This is a genomic window from Streptomyces sp. NPDC046712 (assembly GCF_040645695.1).
Lineage (GTDB): Bacteria > Actinomycetota > Actinomycetes > Streptomycetales > Streptomycetaceae > Streptomyces.
Genome location: NZ_JBEYYW010000016.1, coordinates 73,349 through 90,159 on the forward strand (window position 1 = coordinate 73,349; position 16,811 = coordinate 90,159).

At 72.9% G+C, this 16,811-nt stretch carries 16 protein-coding genes; 4 read left to right on the plus strand and 12 right to left on the minus strand.

The window, feature by feature from the left end:
* Nucleotide 1 precedes the first annotated feature (1 nt).
* On the minus strand, nt 2-889 hold the full coding sequence (locus ABZ939_RS21395) for an AraC family transcriptional regulator (RefSeq protein WP_361857301.1): 888 nt from the start codon (nt 887-889) through the stop codon (nt 2-4).
* Between the two features lie 84 nt (nt 890-973).
* Here ABZ939_RS21395 and ABZ939_RS21400 point away from each other — a divergent pair, with 84 nt between their 5' ends.
* Complete coding sequence (locus ABZ939_RS21400; protein WP_361857304.1) at nt 974-2,716, plus strand: beta-galactosidase; 1,743 nt, start codon at nt 974-976, stop codon at nt 2,714-2,716.
* Between the two features lie 46 nt (nt 2,717-2,762).
* Here ABZ939_RS21400 and ABZ939_RS21405 read toward each other — a convergent pair whose 3' ends face one another.
* A complete protein-coding gene (locus ABZ939_RS21405; protein ID WP_361857307.1) occupies nt 2,763-3,560 on the minus strand; it encodes a serine protease in 798 nt (265 codons plus the stop codon).
* 141 nt (nt 3,561-3,701) lie between these two features.
* Here ABZ939_RS21405 and ABZ939_RS21410 point away from each other — a divergent pair, with 141 nt between their 5' ends.
* Both ABZ939_RS21410 and ABZ939_RS21415 read left to right on the plus strand, forming a co-directional pair.
* Complete coding sequence (locus ABZ939_RS21410) at nt 3,702-4,577, plus strand: hypothetical protein (RefSeq protein WP_361857310.1); 876 nt, start codon at nt 3,702-3,704, stop codon at nt 4,575-4,577.
* Between the two features lie 136 nt (nt 4,578-4,713).
* Complete coding sequence (locus tag ABZ939_RS21415; protein ID WP_361857312.1) at nt 4,714-6,198, plus strand: ankyrin repeat domain-containing protein; 1,485 nt, start codon at nt 4,714-4,716, stop codon at nt 6,196-6,198.
* Here the strand turns inward: ABZ939_RS21415 and ABZ939_RS21420 are convergent.
* The 5 genes from ABZ939_RS21420 to hsaA are packed head-to-tail and all read right to left on the minus strand — an operon-like array spanning nt 6,158 to nt 11,223.
* A complete protein-coding gene (locus ABZ939_RS21420) occupies nt 6,158-7,810 on the minus strand; it encodes an FAD-dependent oxidoreductase (RefSeq protein WP_361857315.1) in 1,653 nt (550 codons plus the stop codon). The genes ABZ939_RS21415 and ABZ939_RS21420 overlap by 41 nt on opposite strands.
* A complete protein-coding gene (locus ABZ939_RS21425; protein ID WP_361857318.1) occupies nt 7,807-8,268 on the minus strand; it encodes a flavin reductase family protein in 462 nt (153 codons plus the stop codon). Before ABZ939_RS21425 ends, ABZ939_RS21420 begins: the two co-directional genes overlap by 4 nt.
* A complete protein-coding gene (locus ABZ939_RS21430) occupies nt 8,268-9,176 on the minus strand; it encodes a VOC family protein (protein WP_361857321.1) in 909 nt (302 codons plus the stop codon). Before ABZ939_RS21430 ends, ABZ939_RS21425 begins: the two co-directional genes overlap by 1 nt.
* An 11-nt stretch (nt 9,177-9,187) precedes the next feature.
* Nucleotides 9,188-10,051 (minus strand): 4,5:9,10-diseco-3-hydroxy-5,9,17-trioxoandrosta-1(10),2-diene-4-oate hydrolase, encoded by an 864-nt coding sequence (hsaD, locus tag ABZ939_RS21435; protein WP_361857324.1) that lies wholly within the window; start codon nt 10,049-10,051, stop codon nt 9,188-9,190.
* On the minus strand, nt 10,048-11,223 hold the full coding sequence (hsaA, locus tag ABZ939_RS21440; protein WP_361857327.1) for a 3-hydroxy-9,10-secoandrosta-1,3,5(10)-triene-9,17-dione monooxygenase oxygenase subunit: 1,176 nt from the start codon (nt 11,221-11,223) through the stop codon (nt 10,048-10,050). Before hsaA ends, hsaD begins: the two co-directional genes overlap by 4 nt.
* 241 nt (nt 11,224-11,464) lie before the next feature.
* Between hsaA and ABZ939_RS21445 the strand changes: the two genes are divergently transcribed.
* The gene (locus ABZ939_RS21445) at nt 11,465-12,340 is read left to right on the plus strand and encodes an IclR family transcriptional regulator (RefSeq protein WP_361857330.1); all 876 of its coding nucleotides are present in this window, start codon (nt 11,465-11,467) and stop codon (nt 12,338-12,340) included.
* On the opposite strand, the gene ABZ939_RS21450 is transcribed toward ABZ939_RS21445, so the two are convergent.
* From ABZ939_RS21450 to ABZ939_RS21470, 5 genes are all read right to left on the minus strand, one after another.
* The gene (locus ABZ939_RS21450) at nt 12,324-13,802 is read right to left on the minus strand and encodes a PE-PGRS family protein (protein ID WP_361857333.1); all 1,479 of its coding nucleotides are present in this window, start codon (nt 13,800-13,802) and stop codon (nt 12,324-12,326) included. The genes ABZ939_RS21445 and ABZ939_RS21450 overlap by 17 nt on opposite strands.
* A gap of 78 nt (nt 13,803-13,880) precedes the next feature.
* Nucleotides 13,881-14,312 carry a ribonuclease gene (locus ABZ939_RS21455; RefSeq protein WP_361857336.1) on the minus strand — a complete coding sequence of 144 codons (432 nt, stop codon included), beginning with the start codon at nt 14,310-14,312 and terminating at the stop codon, nt 13,881-13,883.
* A gap of 105 nt (nt 14,313-14,417) precedes the next feature.
* Nucleotides 14,418-15,461 (minus strand): ferredoxin--NADP reductase, encoded by a 1,044-nt coding sequence (locus tag ABZ939_RS21460; RefSeq protein ID WP_361857339.1) that lies wholly within the window; start codon nt 15,459-15,461, stop codon nt 14,418-14,420.
* Entirely contained in the window at nt 15,445-15,684 is a 240-nt protein-coding gene (locus ABZ939_RS21465; protein ID WP_361857342.1) for a hypothetical protein, read from the minus strand. Before ABZ939_RS21465 ends, ABZ939_RS21460 begins: the two co-directional genes overlap by 17 nt.
* The gene (locus ABZ939_RS21470; RefSeq protein ID WP_361857345.1) at nt 15,681-16,805 is read right to left on the minus strand and encodes a Rieske 2Fe-2S domain-containing protein; all 1,125 of its coding nucleotides are present in this window, start codon (nt 16,803-16,805) and stop codon (nt 15,681-15,683) included. The genes ABZ939_RS21465 and ABZ939_RS21470 overlap by 4 nt, the downstream gene beginning before the upstream one ends.
* Nucleotides 16,806-16,811: the final 6 nt, after the last annotated feature.

The following is a 16,811-nucleotide window of genomic DNA, read 5'->3' on the forward strand; positions in this document are numbered from 1 at the left end:
CTTAGACGGATCGGGAGGCGATCGTCGGAGGGTGTTCGGGATCCGGGATCCGGTTGCTCCAGCCGCCCGGGACGGTCCGCCCCTGTTGTTCCCGGAAGCGTATGGGGGCGGTGCCGACCCGGCGGTTGAAGAGCCGGGAGAAGTAGGCCGGGTCGTCGTAGCCGACCCGGCGGGCGACGGCGGCGACGGGCAGTTCGGTGGCGGCGAGGAGTTCCTTGGCGCGGCCGAGGCGGATGGAGAGCAGATAGTCCTTGGGGCTGCAGCCTGCGGCGCGCCGTACGGCGGTGCGCAGCTCGGTGGGCGTCATGCCGTGCCGGGCGGCGTGTTCGGCGACGGACAGCGGCTGGAACGCGTCGCGGGCGAGGGCGGTGAGGACGGGGTCGCCGTCGGCGTTGGTGTCGGCGCGGGCGCGGCGCAGGGCGACGAGGAGCTCGTGGACGGCGGCTCCGGTCTCGACCTCCAGGAGGGGGTTGCCGCGGCGGGCGGCGCGGGCGATGCGGCCGATGGCGGCGCGGGGGGCCGCGGCGTCGGAGAGGGGGACGACGGGCCGGTCCGGTTCGATGTAGCCGAGCTCGGTGTAGGTGGTGGTGGCGGGGCCGCCGAAGTCGACGAAGGACTCGTCCCAGCCGGTTTCGGGGTCGGCGGAGTAGTGGTGCGGTACGCCGGGGGTGAGCCAGATCAGGGCGGGCGCGGTGATGGTGGTGCGCCGCCCGTCCGGGCCTCGGTACCAGCCGCTGCCGGCGCTGACGACGACGGCCACGTGGTGGTCGAGGGTACGGGGGCCGACAGTGGGCAGGGTGCCGTGCTGCAGTCCGACGCCGAGGCAGACGAGCCCGAGGCGGTGGTGGACCGGGCTGGGCGTGAAGTAGCGCATCCAGGTGTGGTACATCCGCCGTGCCTGCCTTTCTTCCGTCCAAACAGCGACGATCTTTGTCCATGGACCCGTCCGCCGCCAGAGGGCGAAGGTGAGGCCATGAGCACGTTCGCTGTGGGTGACGAGGACTTTCTCCTGGACGGGCGGCCGGTGCGGCTGTTGTCGGGGGCTTTGCACTACTTCCGGGTGCACGAGGACCAGTGGGGCCATCGGCTGGGGATGCTCCGCGCGATGGGGCTCAACTGTGTCGAGACCTACGTGCCGTGGAACCTGTACGAGCCGGAGCCCGGCCGGTACGGGGACGTGGCCGCGTTGGGCCGTTTTCTGGACGCGGTGGCGGCGGCCAGGATGTGGGCGATCGTGCGGCCGGGGCCATACATCTGCGCCGAGTGGGAGAACGGCGGGCTTCCGCACTGGCTGACCGGGCGGCTGGGGCGGCGGGTGCGGACGGAGGACGCGGAGTATCTGGGCCATGTGGAGCGCTGGTTCCGGACGCTGCTGCCGCAGGTCGTGGAGCGGCAGATCGACCGCGGCGGCCCGGTGATCATGGTCCAGGTGGAGAACGAGTACGGGAGTTACGGCTCGGACCAGGGGTATCTCCGGCGGGTGGCGGATCTGCTGCTCGACTGCGGGGTGGGGGTGCCGCTGTTCACGTCGGACGGGCCCGAGGACCACATGCTGACCGGAGGGTCGGTGCCCGGGATCCTGGCGACGGCGAACTTCGGCTCGGGGGCGCGGGAGGCGTTCGCGGCGCTGCGGCGGCATCAGCCGTCGGGGCCGCTGATGTGCATGGAGTTCTGGTGCGGCTGGTTCGACCACTGGGGCACGGAGCATTCCGTACGGGACGCTCAGGACGCGGCGGCGACGCTGCGGGAGATCCTGGAGTGCGGGGCGTCGGTGAACGTCTACATGGCGCACGGCGGGACGAACTTCGCGGGCTGGGCGGGGGCGAACCGCGCCGGTGCGCTGCACGAGGGCGAGCTGCGGCCGACGGTGACCTCGTACGACTACGACGCGCCGGTGGACGAGGCGGGGCTGCCCACGGAGAAGTTCTGGCGGTTCCGCGAGGTGCTCGCGGAGTTCGCGCAGGGTCCGCTGCCGGAGGTGCCGGCGCCGCCGCGGCGGATCGCGGGGCCGGTCGACGCGGTCCTGGCGGAGTGGGCTCCCCTGGCGGAGGTCCTCGAGGTGCTCGGCGACGAGGAGTCGCGGACGCCGCTGCCGCCGACGTTCGAGGAGCTGGGCGTGGACCGGGGGCTGGTGCGCTACCGCCTGGAGATCCCGGGACCGCGGCAGCCGTATCCGCTCGCCGTGACGGGGTTGCGCGACCGCGCGGTGGTGTACGTGGACGGGGTGCGCGCCGGGGTGCTGGCGTCGGAGGACGCGGTGCTCGCGGAGCCGGTGGCGGGGCCGGCGGTGGTCGAGCTGTGGGTGGAGTCGCTGGGCCGGGTGAACTACGGGCCGCGGCAGGCGGAGCCGAAGGGGATCACGGGCGGGGTCCGGCACGAGCGGCAGTATGTGCACGGGGTTCGGGCCCGGGGGCTGCGGGTGGACGCCTTCGAGGCGGGGGCGGTGGCGAAGGTGCCGTTCCGGCCGGTGACGGTGGATGCCGGGCGGGGCCTGTACCGGGCGGTGGTGGAGGTGGCCGGGCCGGGTGACGCCACGCTGTCCGTGCCGGGCGGGACGCGTGGCTTCGTCTGGGTGAACGGCTTCTGTCTGGGGCGGTACTGGGGTGCCGGGCCGCAGCGGTCGCTGTTCGTGCCGGGCCCGGTGCTGCGGGAGGGCGGCAACGAGGTGTGGGTGCTCGAGCTGGAGGGCGGGGCGGGGGACGTACGGATGGCCTGAGGTGTACGGGGGCGGGCGGTCGCCCCCGTACACCTCGGGGTCCGTACTAGAGCGTCGCCGCGGCCGACTTGATCGCGGCGGCGAAGGTCGAGACCTCGGTGTACACGCCGGGGTAGCCGGGCCGTGCGCAGCCCTCGCCCCAGCTCACGATGCCGACCTGGATCCAGGCACCGGCGTTGTCACGGCGGAACATCGGGCCGCCGGAGTCACCCTGGCAGGTGTCGACGCCGCCCTCGTTGAAGCCGGCGCAGATCTCCTCGCCCGGGACCAGGGAGCTGCCGTACGCGTCCTGGCAGTCGGCGTCGGAGACGAACGGCACCGTCGCCTTGCGCAGGTACCGCTGCTGCGCGCCGCCCTCGCGGGTGGCGCCCCAGCCGGCGACGGTGAACGTGCCGCTGTTGTACGCGGTCGTCTCGGCGATCTTGAGGGTGGGTACCGAGGTGATCGGCGAGGCGAGCTTGATCAGGGCCCAGTCCTTGCCCGTGCCGTTGTAGCCGGGGGCCTGGAGGACCTTGGTCGACCTGACCTTGATGGCGCTGCTGGAGTTCAGGTCCACGACTCCGGCGGTGGCGGTGATGCTGGTGTTGTTGCCGGAGCCGTTCACACAGTGGGCGGCGGTGAGGACGATCTGCGGGGTCAGCATCGAGCCGCCACAGCCCATGGAGAGCCTGACCATCCAGGGGAACTCGCCCTGGGCGGCGCGGGTTCCGCCGACGACCGGGGTGGGCGCGGCGGAGGCGGTGGAGGGCTGGAGACTGACGGCGGCGAGGACGACGGCGCCGGCCGCGGCGATTCTCTGAAGGGCGCGGACGAACCTGTTCTTCTTCAAGTGTCTGCCTTTCATGGGGGGTTGAGCCCTGATGGCATGTGCCCGTCAAGGCTTGGTCCGGATTATGGACAAGGCTCACAGGGGCCACAAGAACGCGATTTCGGCCATCGGACGGGGCCCGGCCGCCCCCGTACAGTGAAGGAAAGGGGGTGTGACGTGCCGAACGGCAACGCAGTCGTCCATGGGTTTCCGCACCTCGACCAGGTCCGGGCCTCGATCACCGCGCTGTACCGGAGGCTGTCGGCGGACGGGGTGCGGCGGTATGCGACGAGCGTGCCGGCGGCGGATGTGGCCTTCGGGGACGAGGAGGACCTCCACCTCGGGGCGCAGCGGGTGGCCCGGGCCCTCGTGCACCACCTGGGGCTGCCCGAGGCACGGATGATCGTGAGCTTCCGCGAGATGAGGCACGCGGCGAGCGTCGAACTGGCCGCGGGACCCGAGTACTTCGTCGAGCTGAACGACCGCTTCCGGCTGCACCGCAGGGACGTGGGAGCCGCGCTCGCCCACGAGATCGCCCATGTGTTCCTGCACCGCCTCGACCTCGGCTTCCCGGACACCCGGAAGAACGAGATCCTCACCGATGTGGTGACCGCCTATCTGGGGGCGGGATGGCTGCTGCTCGACGCGTTCCGGGAGGACGGGGTGTCCAGCCAGAAGCTGGGGTACCTGACGCCGGAGGAGTTCGGGTACGTCCTGGCGAAGCGGGCGGCGGTGTTCGGGGAGGATCCGTCGCCGTGGTTCACCAGCCCGCGCGCGTACGAGGCGTGGACGCGGGGACGGGAGGAGGCGGCCCGTGACAGCCGCCGACCGCCGCTGGCGGCCGCGGGGTGGGCGGCGCGGCACCGCTATGCGAAGGACCGCCGCTACGGACGGGCGGCGGCGGACGCTCCATACGCCTTCGAGGGGACGGGCACCTCCGTCCGGGTCTCGTTCCCGTGCCCGGTGTGCCGGCAGCGGCTGCGGGTGCCGACGGGCCGGCAGGTCCGGGCGAGGTGCGGGGTGTGCGGGTCGGTCCTGGAGTGTGACACCTAGGGTCTTTCGTTCGGATCAGGCCGGAGCCCGGCAAGATCCGAACGAGAGGCCCTGGGTCGTGTCCGCTTGCGGAGGGCGGAGAAGGCCACGCGGTATTCGTTTGCGCCGTCCGTGCCCGGCGGGTGAAGGTCGGTGGATGAGCACGCTGTTCGACGCCATTCACGAGGGGGAGGACGCGGTCGTGCGCGCCCTCCGGGCCGGGATGTCCCCCGAGGCCGACGACGAAGGGGAGAGCGCGCTGTACCGGGCGGCCCTCGCGAACGAGGCCGGGATCGTACGGCTTCTGCTGGCGGCCGGCGCCGATCCCGCGCGGGGCAGCGGAGAGGAGGCCGGGGACCTGCCGCTGTGCGGGGCGGCGTGCGGCGGGCACGCCGAGGTCGTGCGGGCGCTGCTGTCCGGCGGGGCGCGGGCGGACCAGGCGGAGGCGTACGGGTTCACCGCCCTGGACTGGGCCGTGCGGCTCGGGCATGTGGAGACGGTGCGGGTCCTCCTGGAGCACGGTGCCGACCCGGGCCGGCCGGGCCCCGACGGACTCCCCCCGCTCGTGGCGGCGGCCCGGCGCGGCTCGTCCGGGAGCGTGCGGGCTCTGCTCGAACACGGTGCGGGGCCGGTCGAGGACGCCCTGAGCGAGGCGCGGCGCTGGATCGGCGTCGACATCGCGGAGGAGTTGCGGCGCGGGCTGCTCGAGACGAGCGGGGGCGGCGCGTCCGGCGAGACCGTGGTGCGCCGCGTGTACGAGGACGGCGGGGTGACCGTCGTCGTCGAACTGCTGCGTGCGGACGGCGCCCCGGGCAGCGGCAACGAGCAGCAGACCGGTCACGCGGCGATCGCCACGCTCCTGGAGCGCGCGCTGGGCCTGCGCACTCCGCCCGAGGAGCTCGCCGGGCGGGCCCTGCGGTGCGGGGACCCGGACCTGGACGACTGGACCGAGACGGTCCGCGCCCTGGTCGACCGCGCCGACGAGGAGACCTTCGGGGCGGCCGCCGCCTGGTGCGCGAGCGAGGAACCCCTGCGGCGGGCCCTGGGCGCGAGCGTCCTGGGCCCGCTCGACGGCTTCACGGCGCGGGCGGTGCCGGTGCTGCGCCGCCTGGCGGCTGAGACGTGGCCGGGCGGGTCCGCACCGCCGGCCGCGCGGGAGCCCGCGCTCTGCGTGGTCGCCGCGCTCGGGCAGTGCGGGGATCCGGCCGCCGTGCCCGAGATGCTGGCGTTCGCCTCGCACCCCGATGCCGAGGTGCGGCGCGCACTCGGGTGCGCGCTCACCGGCCCCGTGCCCGCCGGGGACGCGGTGGCCGTGGAGACGCTGATCGCGCTGAGTCGCGACCACGACCACGGGGTGCGGGACTGGGCGACGCTCGCGCTCGCGGAGGTGCCCGAGGACACGCCCGTACTGCGGGAGGCGCTCGCGGCCCGGCTGGACGACGAGGATCCGGACGTCGTCGCCGAGGCGGCGCGTGGACTGGTGATGCGTCAGGATCCGCGGGCCGTGGAGGTGTTGGCCCGGATTCTCGCGGACGGGGACCCGGACGGGACCGCCCGGGACACCGCGCTCGCCGCCGTCGAGTACGTCCGGGACGATCGGGTCAGGACCCGCCTGGAGTGGACGAGCCCGCGATGTCGTTGACCGCCGCCCAGGCGAACGCCATCGCCGGCCCGATCGTGGCGCCCGGCCCCGGATACGTCTCCCCCATCACGGCCGCGGAGCAGTTCCCCGCGGCATACAGACCCTCGATGACACCGCCGTCCTCCCGCAGCACCCGCGCGTCGCCGTCCGTGACCAGACCGCCCTTGGTGCCGATGTCACCGGGGTGCACCGGCACGGCGTAGAAGGGTCCCTTGTCCAGCGGTGCCAGGTTCGGGTTCGGCAGCGTCGGGTCGCCGTAGTAACGGTCGTAGACCGAGTCACCGCGCCCGAAGTCCTCGTCCTTGCCCTTCGCCGCGAAGCCGTTGAAGCGCGTGATGGTGGCTTCCAGGCCCGGGGCGCCGATCCGGAGCGCCAGTTCGGCGACGGTCGGGGCCTGGACCACGAAGCCCTCCCACCGCTTCGGGAACGGCTGCCCGGGGAAGAGGCCGGCGAAGATGTACCGCGCCTTGGAGCGGGCGTCGAGGATCAGCCAGGACGGGACCGTCGTCGCCTCCGGCCGGTCGCAGGCGTACATCCGGTCCACGAATCGGTGGTACGGCGCCGCCTCGTCGGCGTACCGCTCCCCCGCCGCGTCGACGATCACCATTCCCGGGATGCCCCGGTCGGCGACGAGGAAGAACGGCTTCTCCCCGGGCGGGCAGACCGACGGCGCGCCCCACACCTTGTCCAGCAGGTCGGTCGCCGCGCCCAGTTCCTCGCCGATGCGGAGCGCGTCGCCGGTCTGTCCCTCCGAGGCGTGCGTCCAGGCCGTTGAGGTGGGCGCCGGCAGATGCTTCTCGCGCAGCTCCTGGTCGTGCGAGAAGCCGCCGGAGGCGAGGACGACCCCTCCCCGCGCGCGTACGGTCCGCCCGTCCGCGAGCTCCACTCCGGTCACCCGGCCGTCCTCGACGAGGAGCCCGGCGAGCGGGGCGTTCAGCCACAGCTCGCCGCCGAGCTCGTCGAGCGAGAGCCGCATCCGGGCGATCAGCGCCTCGCCGAGGGAGAGCGGCTTCCGACCGGTGAGCAGGGCGCCGACGGCCCGCGCGCCGACCCGGACGGCGGCCCTCCGACCCGCCCAGGTGCGGGCGACCATGTTGAGGAAGCGGAAGTCGTACGAGGTCATGGTCAGGCCGTAGGTGGGAAGTCCGGCCCGGCGCATGGTCGCCGCGAGCGGTCCGAGGCGCTTCAGGTCCATGATGCGCGGCTCGATCGAGCGTCCCTGGGCCATGCCGCCGAGGGCCTCGGGGAAGTAGTCGGCGTAGCCCGGGGTGTACATGAAGCGCACCCGGGTCCGGTCGTGGAACTCCCGTACCATGCGCGGGCCATGGGTCAGGTAGGCGTCCTTGCGGGCGTCCGGGACACGGTCGCCGACGGTCGCGTCGAGGTAGGCGCGGGCCTTCTCGTACGTGTCACCCAGCGCGGCCTCGTCGAGATGGTGGTTGCCCGGAACCCAGATCGCGCCGCCGGACAGGGCGGTGGAGCCGCCGTAGCGGTCGGTCTTCTCGACGACGAGGGCGGTCAGGCCGCGCAGCCGCGCGGTGATCGCGGCGGCGAATCCGGCGGCGCCGGAGCCCACGACGACGACGTCGTACTCGTGCGTGTCCGTGGTCATGTGAACACTCCGGTCGCGTAGTCGCTGCGGAAGTAGAGGAGCGGGGTGCCGTCCTCGCGGGCGTCGAGGGCCAGGACGCGGGCGGTGGCGAGGAGGTGGTCGCCGGCCTCGTGGACGGCGTGGACCGCGCAGTCGAGGGTGGCGAGCGCGCCGTCGACGTGGACGGCCCCGTCCTCGGTCGTGGTCCAGTGGACTCCGGCGAACTTGTCCGGGCCGCTGCGGCCGAGGGCCGCGCACACCTCGCGCTGGTCCTCGGCGAGGATGGAGATCCCGAAGCGGCCGGCCGCCCGGACCCCGGGCCAGCTGGTGGAGGTCTTCGCCACGCAGAGCAGGACCAGCGGCGGGTCGAGGGAGAGGGACGCGAAGGACTGCACGGCCAGGCCGACGGGCCGGCCGGTCGGGTCCAGGGCGGCGACCACCGTGATGCCGCTGGCGAAGTGGCCGAGGACGTGCTTCATCAGCCGTTCCACTGGTGGCCCCAGAGGCTGTCGGAGGTGATCTCCTTCGTGGTCCAGGTCGCCGGGTCGACGATCAGTCCGTCCCAGCCGTACTCGACCTGGAAGCCGCCGGGCGCCTGGGCGTAGAAGGAGACCATGCGGTCGTTGGAGTGGCGGCCGAGGGTGGACGCGATGGGGATGTCGGCCGCGTTCATGCGGTCGAGGCAGTATCCGACGGAGTCGAGCGAGTCGGTCTCGACCATGAAGTGGACGATGCCGGGCGGCAGGGCGCCGGGGTAGAGGCCGAGGCTGTGGTGGCGGGCGTTGGGGCTGAGGAAGTTCATCCAGTAGAAGTCCTGGCCGGGTTCGCCGGTGGGGACGGCGACCGGGGGCAGCTTCATCCGGTCGCGGAGCTGGAAGCCGAGCAGGTGCTCGTAGAAGGCGACGGTCCCGTCCATGTTCGGTGCGGGCAGCACGACATGGCCGAGGCCGAGGTCCTGGCCGGCGGGGGTCGTGGTGACGAATCGGTTGCCGTACCGGGCGGGCAGCGGCGTGTGGTCCTGGGCCTGTCCCCAGTAGAGCTCCAGGGGGTTGCCCGCCGGGTCGTCGACGTGGAGGAGTCCCTGGACGCGGCGCTCTGCGAGGGTCGCGTCGTCGGCGTGCTTGACGGGGAAGCCGGACGCCTCGAGTTCTTCGGCGGCCTCGTTGAGCGCGCGGGCGTTCGGGACCTCGAAGCCCGCGGCGAGCAGCCGGTCGCGTGCGCCGGCGACGAAGGAGAGGCGGCGGATCCGGTCGTCGATCCGGGTGTGCAGGACGGTGTCCGTGGAGTCCTGGGCCTCGGCCATGCCGAGGATGTCGAGGGTGTAGGCGCGCCATTCGGCGAGCGTGGTGGTCTCGATGCGGAGGTAGCCGAGCGAGCGGATGTCCATGAGTCGTGCTCCTAGTGCGTCGACCGGTGCGTGAAGAAGTCGAGGGCCAGGCGGTTGAACTCGTCGAACCGCTCGACCTGTGCCCAGTGGCCGCAGTGCGGGAAGACGTGCAGCCGGGCGTCGGGGATGGTGCGCAGGGCGAGGAGCGCTCCGTCGAGCGGGTTGGTGCGGTCCTCGCGGCCCCAGGTGAGCAGGGTGGGCTGGGTGATGCGGTGGGCCTCGCGCCAGAGCAGCGACTCCTGCGGCCAGGTGGCGAACGCGGCGGCCATCCGGGCGGTGCCGAGCCGGGCCTCGGGGTCGATGGCCTGCGTGTACCGCTCCTCGACGAAGGCGTCGGTGACGATCGCCGGGTCGTAGGCCATGGTGAGCAGGAACTCCCGCATCTGCTCGCGGCTGGGGTCGGGCGAGGCGTTGAAGGCGAAGAGGCGTTTGATGCCCTCGGTGGGGTCGGGCGAGAAGAGGTTGGCGGAGATCCCGCCGGGGCCCATGAGGAGCAGCGTGGCGACCTCGTCGGGGTGGTCGAGGGCGAGCCGGGTCGCCGTGCCGCCGCCGAGCGAGTTGCCGATGAAGTGAGCTTTCTCCAGGCCGAGTTCGTCCATCAGTGCGGCGACGGCACGGGCGCTGAAGGAGAAGTAGTCGCGGTCCGGTTCGGGCTTGTCGGAGCGGCCGAAGCAGGGCTGGTCGATCAGGAGCGTGCGGAAATGCTGGGCGAAGACGGGCAGGTTGGCGCCGAAGTTGGACCAGGCGGAGGCTCCGGGCCCGCCGCCGTGGAGCATCACGACCGCGGGTGCGTCCGCCGGCCCGGCCTCGTGGAAGTGCAGGCTGAGGCCGCCGGCCCGTACGGTCCGGGACGTGCTCTCGTAGGTGAGGGTCACAGCATCGTGTCCTGGATGTCGAGGCCGAGGGCGGCCTGGCCGTAGAGGACGAGGGCCCGCTCGGGGTCGTTGGCGGCGTGACCGCGGCCGGTGTGGACGTCGCGCCAGGCGCGCTGGACCCGGTTGTCGCCCGTGCGCATGGCGCCGCCGCCCGCGTTCTCCATGAGCAGGTCGACGGCGGCGACGGCCCGTTCGGTCGCGATGACCTGGTCGCGGCGTGCGCGGGCCCGCAGCTCCACCGGCAACGGCGCGCCGCTGCGGGCGAGTTCGTACAGCTCGGTCATGTTCCGGGTGAGCTGGAGCCAGGAGGCGTCGATGTCGGCGGCGGCGCGGGCGATGCGGACCTGGGCGAAGGGGTCCTCGGCGACCTGCTGTCCGTAGGAGATGCGGAACCGTTCGCGGGTGGCGGCGAGGTGGGCCTCGTACGCACCCTCGGCGATACCGACGATCGGGGTGGAGATGGTGGTGGTGAACACGGCGGCGTACGGGAGCCGGTAGAGCGGCTCGGGGTTGGCGGCGCGGCCGGGCGCGTCGAGAGCGGTGACCGGGCCGAAGCTCAGCGCGCGGTGCTCGGGAACGAACACGTCCTCGCAGACGACGTCGTTGGAGCCGGAGCCGCGCAGGCCGACGGTGTCCCAGACCTCGTCGACGCGGTATGCGGTACGCGGGACGAGGAAGGTGCGCATGTCGACGGGGCGGCCGTCGGCGTCGGTGACGAGGCCGCCGAGCAGCGCCCAGTCGGTGTGGTCGCAGCCGGAGGAGAAGTGCCAGCGTCCGCTGAGGGTGAAGCCGCCTTCGACGGGGGTGACCTTGCCGGTGGGGGCGTACGAGGAGCAGATCCGGGTGTCGGGGTCGGCGCCCCACACCTCCTCCTGGGCCTTCGGCTCGTACAGGGCGACGTGCCAGGGGTGGACGCCGACGACGGAGGCGACCCAGCCGGTGGAGCCGCAGGCCTTCGCGATCTCCTTGACGGCGGTGTAGAAGGTGACGGGGTCGGCGGCGAAGCCCCCGTAGGTGCGGGGCTGGAGCAGCTTGAAGAAGCCGGTCGCGGCAAGCTCCTTGACGGAGTCCTCGGGGACCTTGCGGGCGGCCTCGGCCTCGGCGGCCCGCTCGCGCAGGGCGGGGGCGAGGGCGCGGACCGCCTCGAGGACGGCTCCGGTGGCGTCGCTCATCGCGTGTCCTCTCTCGGAGGGAATCGGAAGTGGCTGGACCGTACGCCCGAGGTGTTCCGGAACGGCACAAGGGGTTCCCGCTGAGCGGGAACCCGGCGCTCAGAGGCCCGTGCCGCCGAACCGGGCGACCCGACACCCGCCCCGTATATACCTATTAGAAATAGTGGGTGCAGCTGTCTTCCCCCGGGCCCGGACACCGTGGCAGGGTCGGCGCAACCTCACGGAAACACGGGAGACGTCCATGACCGCTGAGCTCGTCGGCGTACCCGCCCCGTCGGCACCTCCCTCGTTGCTGGAGAAGGCGGCCCGGGTGCTCGCGGCCTTCGAGGGGCCCGAGCCGAGGCTCTCGCTCACCGAGGTGATCCGCCGCTCCGGCATCCCGCGCTCCTCGGCCCATCGCATCCTCGACCAGCTCGTCCAGCTGCGCTGGCTGGACCGCGAGGGCCGGGACTACCGCATGGGGATGCGCATGCTGGAACTCGGCGCGCTCGCCGCACACCACAACCGGCTGCGCCGGGCCGCGCTCCCCCGCCTCCACGCGCTCCACGAGTCGACCGGGCACCTGGTCCATCTGTACGTCCTCGACGGGACCGAGGTCGTCTGCCTGGAGCGCATCGGCGGTTCGGAGGACTCGACCGTCCCCTCGCGCACGGGCGGCAGGATGCCCGCGTACTCCACCGCCGCGGGCAAGGCCCTGCTCGCCTTCGGCGACCCGGCCGCCCTCACCGCGCTCCTGGCCGGGCGGCTGCGCCCGCTCACCCCACGGACCCTGGTCCACCCGGTCGCGCTCCGCTCCGAGCTGGCGGCGGCCCGGGAGCGGGGCGCCGCCTTCGACCGCGAGGAGACCTTCCGGGGCGTCTCCTGCGTGGCCGCCCCGCTGCGCGGCGCGGGCCGGGCCATCGCCGCCGTCTCCGTCTCGGGCCACGGCATCCACCGCGAACTGGACCGGCTGGCCCCGGTCGTGGGGGCGTGTACGCGAGGGGTGTGGCAGGACCTGTTCGGCCCGGGGAGGACCCGGGCCGAGGCACGGCCCGTCGCCCCCGCCCCCACGTCCCGTGTCCCGGAAGGGGAGATGGACGCGATGATGGGGTGGCTGCGCTTCAGCGAGTGGATGTAGCCGATTCCGCCCGCTCCACCAGCAGGTCGACCATCCGGCGCATCACGGGCACGGGCAGCGCGGGGTTCGCGGCGGCGTCGCGGGCGGTCCTCGGATCGCCCAGCAGCCGGAGCAGGACCTCCTGCGGGAGGGCGGGGTTCCGGGCGGCGCGGACCCGTACCGACCTCTCCGGGTCGTCGAGCAGGCGAACGGCCGCCGCAGGAGTCAGCCTCGGGTCCTCCGCCGCGTCCTGCCGCACCTCCTCGGACTCGTCCCGGCTGAGCTCCTCGACCAGCTCGGGCGTGGACTCCGGGTCGCTCAGGGCGAGTCGGCGCAGCCTCGGGTTCGGGTCGGTGGCGTGACGGAGAAGGCCGGTGCGCGGGAAGTTCGGGTGCGTGCGCGGCCGGCCGGGGAAGGAGTAGCTGCCGTCCCACCAGTGCCAGACCTCCAGGAGCATCTCCGGGGGCGCGTCGTCGCAGGACTCGGCGAGGAAGAGCCGCACGACCCGGTCCTCGTCGCGGGCGAGCCGTGCGACGACGTCCGGCGGCAGGCGGCGGGCGCGGGCGACGCTGCTGCGGACGAACGGATGGCTGGAGGCGGCGAGGCGGCGCATGGCCGCCGGGTCGTCGTGCAGTGCGGCGACCCAGGGCACGGCGTAGGGGTGCCGGTCGCGCTGCGGGATGTCCACACGGATAATGGCCCGCTGCTCCTCGGTGAGGTCGGGCCGCAGAGCGAGGGGGTACCGAACGTCGTCGGACTGGTCATCGAGGAGGGCGGCGACGGCAGCCGGGTCGAGACGCGGATTGCGCGCCAGCCGCGCCCGGACCGCCGGATCCTCGTGCTGCGCGAGGCGGGCGGCCAGTCCGGGCGTCAGGCGGCAGGTGTCGAGTACCCCACTGCCAAGCTGCTCGAAGGCGGCCTCGTCCAGCGGGTGGTCCTGATGGTGGCGCAGCAGGGCGGCCGTACGGACGTGCTCGTCGGGATCGGCGAGCAGCCCTTCGCGTACGACCGGCGTGAGTTGAGACCACGCGGTGTCGCAGGCGGCCGCCCGGACGGCGGGAACAGGGTCGGCAGCGAGGGCGTGGAGCAGGACCGTGGGCAGTCCGGGCAGCCTGACGACCTCGGCTCGGACGAGCGGGGAGGCGTCGGCGGCGAGTGCTTCGTAGCCTGCGGCGGTCAGCGGCGTGCCCGCGTGCACGGCGTCCTCGACGAACACGGCCCGCCGCGCACCGCTCGTCTCCGCGAGGAGGATTCGCGTCCACTGCTCGGCGGTCAGCTTCTGGCGCGCGTCGAGGAGGACGGCGCGCACCTTCCGATCCGGGTGGTCGGCGGCGGCGTCGACGACGACTGGCGGCAGGTCGCGCCGGAACAGGAAATGAGGTTCGACGTCGAGCAGCCGGATCAACAGGTCCTCGGGCGCCGCCCGGTTGAAGCCCAGATGGTCCCAGCCCTCGACCGGCTCCGTCGGCTCGTCGAGTGTCATGGGCACCATCCTGCCCGGTCCGCGGCCGGCTGACGTGGGGGGACCGGCCGCGGACCGGGGGCTGGTGGGTCGGGCGGCTCAGCAGCCGTGGTCGACGAGGTCGAACGTGGCGTAGTGGTCGGCCGTGTAGTAGTCCTCCTGGTACGCGTCGCCGGTCACGATCCGGCGGGCGCCGCGTGTGGAGGAGCCCGGGGTCTTCACCGTGTACTCGTGGTAGTAGCCCGTCGAGTGGGCCGGGAGGACGCCTTCGCGGTTCTGGAAGACGCTGCCGTCCTGGCTGTACGGGAACGGGCCGCCCTGCTCGATCAGGCGGAGGGTGTCGTGTGCCTGGGAGGGGAGATCGGAGTAGCAGATCTCGCCGACGGCGGCGGCCGAGAAGGCGGACGCGGCCACCGGGGCGGTGGAGACGGCGGGCGGGGCGGCGGCCGCGCCTGCCGGGGCGCCGAGGAGGAGGGTCGAGACGAGGGCGGCTGCGCCGCCGATGACGGAGAATCGTGGGGGGATTCGCATGTCCATGATGATGACGCGCGTAGAGCACGCCCGGACAGCCCAACTCCCTTCAATTTTCCGGACGTTAACTTCATCCACCGGATGTGGGGACGGCGTGTGCGTCCCTCACTCGTACGTCACGTCCACCCGCTCCCCGAGCGGTACCGCCTGGCACGCCAGCACATAGCCCTCGGCCAGATCGTCGGCGTCCAGGACCTCGTTGCGGCCCATCTTCACCTCGCCCGCCGTGATCCGGCAGGCGCAGGCCGCGCAGGCACCCTCGCGGCAGGAGTACGGGGCGTCGACCCCGGCCGCGAGGAGGGCGTCGAGGAGCGGGGTGGCCGGACCGCCGGTCACCCGGTGGGTGACTCCGTCGAGACGGACCTCGGCCGTGTACGAGACCTCGGCCGGATGCGGGGCCTCCCCCAAGGCCGCCTCCTCACGGCTGAAGACGTCGTCGGACAGCGAGAAGTACCGCTCGCGGTGGACGGCGCCGCCGCCCGCCGACCGTACGGCCGCCTCCGCGGCGTCCATCAGCGGCGCCGGGCCGCAGAGGTACGTGTCCCGGACGGCGTGCGGGGCGAGGACGGGCGCGAGCAGTTCGGCGGTGGGCAGGCCCTGGAGGGACTCCAGCCAGTGGACGAGGGAGAACCGGCCCGCGAAGTCCTCGGCCAGCTCGCGCAGTTCGTCGCGGAAGATGACGGAGGACTGGTCGCGGTTGGCGTAGAGCAGCGTGACCCGGCCCTCCCCCGCCACCAGGGTCGACTTGGCGAGCGCAATGACGGGGGTGATGCCGCTGCCACCGGCGACCAGCAGCAGGTCGCGGCCCGGCACGGCCGGGGTGAAGGTCCCCGCCGGTGGCAGCACCTCCAGCTCGTCCCCGGCCGCGACCTGTTCGCACAGCCAGCCGGAGCCGCGTCCCCCCGGCACCTTCTTGACCGTGATCTTCGGAGCCTCGCCGGTGTCCGGTGAACTGGCGAGCGAGTAGCAGCGGGCGCCGCCGCCGGGCAGCCGCACGGTCAGGAACTGGCCGGGCCGGTACGGGAAGTCGGCGTCGAGGACCAGGGAGACGGCGTCCGCGGTCTCGGGGATCACCTCGGCGACGCGTACGCGGATGGTCCTGACGGTACGGCCGTCACGGGAGGTCCGGCCGTCACGGGAGGTCGGCACCGGTCACCTCCAGTGCGCCGCTCGCCACCGCCGCGTCGATCGACCGGCGCAGATCCTCACAGGCGCGGACCCGGCCGGCCGGCTCACCCGCCGCGACCCGGGCCCCGATGGCCGGGCAGGCGACCGCCGACGGACCGGACCACTGCACGGCCGTGTGGGCCGGGCTGAACTTCTCGCACAGCACCTGGTTCCCGCAGGTGCGGCACTCCACCGGGCGCATCACCGCGGGCGCCTTGCCAGGTTCTCGGCGACCTCGGCCTCCCACGCCTCGTTGGCCCGGGTGGTGTCGATCTCGAACTCGAACCGCTCGACCATCTCGTCCTTGACGTCGCCCACGTCCACGTAGAACTGCTCGTACCAGCGCCGCAGTTGGTAGACCGGCCCGTCCTCCTCGCTCAACAGCGGGTTGTCGATCCGGGTCTTGTTCCGCCAGACCTCGATGTCCTGCTCGAAGCCGACGGCCAGGCCGGAGGTGAACAACTCGGCCGCCTCGGCGGCCTGTTCGTCGCTCATTCCGGGCAGCTTCTTCACGGTCGTCCCGTAGAGCAGCACGAAGCTGTCGGAGTCGATCGGGTAGTGGCAGTTGATCAGGACGCTCTCCATCTCGACACCTCCGCCGATGTCCGACCAGACGCGGTCGATCATGTACGACGGTCCGTAGTAGGAGGCGTCGGAGCGCAGCGGGGCGCTGAGGTTGCCGAGGTCCATGTCCCGGCGCGGGGTGGACTCCAGGTACTGGCTGGCGATGTGACCCTCGAAGACGTTGGTGAAGCGGGTCGGGAAGGCGTAGTGCACGTAGTAGAAGTGCGCCATGTCCACGATGTTGTCGACGATCTCGCGGCAGTTGGAGCCGTCGACACGCGCGGTCTTCCAGGACCACTCGGACCAGTCGCCGCTGTCGAGGCCCTCGATCTCGGGGATGGTGACGGCGGCAGGGGGCGGGTTGCCCTCGGGGTCATGCCAGACGAAGAGCTGCTTGTTGCGCTCCAGGGTGGTCCAGGCCCGGGTCCTGGCCCGCGGCGGGACGCGGCGGGCGTACGGGATGCCGGCGCAGCGGCCGTTCCCCGCCCAGCGCCAGTCGTGGAAGGGGCAGGCGACGGCGTCGCCCTTCACGGTGCCGTGGGCGAGGTTGCCGCCCATGTGGGGGCAGTACGCGTTGAGGACGTGCAGCCGGCCGTCCTCCTCCCCTCGGAAGACGACGAGCTTCGTGCCGAAGGCCTCGATCTCGTGCGGCCTTCCGTCCTTGAACTCCGCGGCGAGACCGAGGCAGTGCCAGCCGCGGGCGAAGCGGGTGGGCAGGGGGGCGGCCTCGATGACGCGGGCTTCGTGGTCGAGTGCGGTCATCGTGCG

Coding starts and splice junctions, on each gene's coding strand:
- ABZ939_RS21395 (WP_361857301.1), bottom strand. CDS start 889: ATGTACCACACCTGGATGCGCTACTTCACGCCCAGCCCGGTCCACCAC.
- ABZ939_RS21400 (WP_361857304.1), top strand. CDS start 974: ATGAGCACGTTCGCTGTGGGTGACGAGGACTTTCTCCTGGACGGGCGG.
- ABZ939_RS21405 (WP_361857307.1), bottom strand. CDS start 3,560: ATGAAAGGCAGACACTTGAAGAAGAACAGGTTCGTCCGCGCCCTTCAG.
- ABZ939_RS21415 (WP_361857312.1), top strand. CDS start 4,714: ATGAGCACGCTGTTCGACGCCATTCACGAGGGGGAGGACGCGGTCGTG.
- ABZ939_RS21420 (WP_361857315.1), bottom strand. CDS start 7,810: ATGACCACGGACACGCACGAGTACGACGTCGTCGTCGTGGGCTCCGGC.
- ABZ939_RS21425 (WP_361857318.1), bottom strand. CDS start 8,268: ATGAAGCACGTCCTCGGCCACTTCGCCAGCGGCATCACGGTGGTCGCC.
- ABZ939_RS21430 (WP_361857321.1), bottom strand. CDS start 9,176: ATGGACATCCGCTCGCTCGGCTACCTCCGCATCGAGACCACCACGCTC.
- hsaA (WP_361857327.1), bottom strand. CDS start 11,223: ATGAGCGACGCCACCGGAGCCGTCCTCGAGGCGGTCCGCGCCCTCGCC.
- ABZ939_RS21445 (WP_361857330.1), top strand. CDS start 11,465: ATGACCGCTGAGCTCGTCGGCGTACCCGCCCCGTCGGCACCTCCCTCG.
- ABZ939_RS21450 (WP_361857333.1), bottom strand. CDS start 13,802: ATGACACTCGACGAGCCGACGGAGCCGGTCGAGGGCTGGGACCATCTG.
- ABZ939_RS21455 (WP_361857336.1), bottom strand. CDS start 14,312: ATGCGAATCCCCCCACGATTCTCCGTCATCGGCGGCGCAGCCGCCCTC.
- ABZ939_RS21470 (WP_361857345.1), bottom strand. CDS start 16,805: ATGACCGCACTCGACCACGAAGCCCGCGTCATCGAGGCCGCCCCCCTG.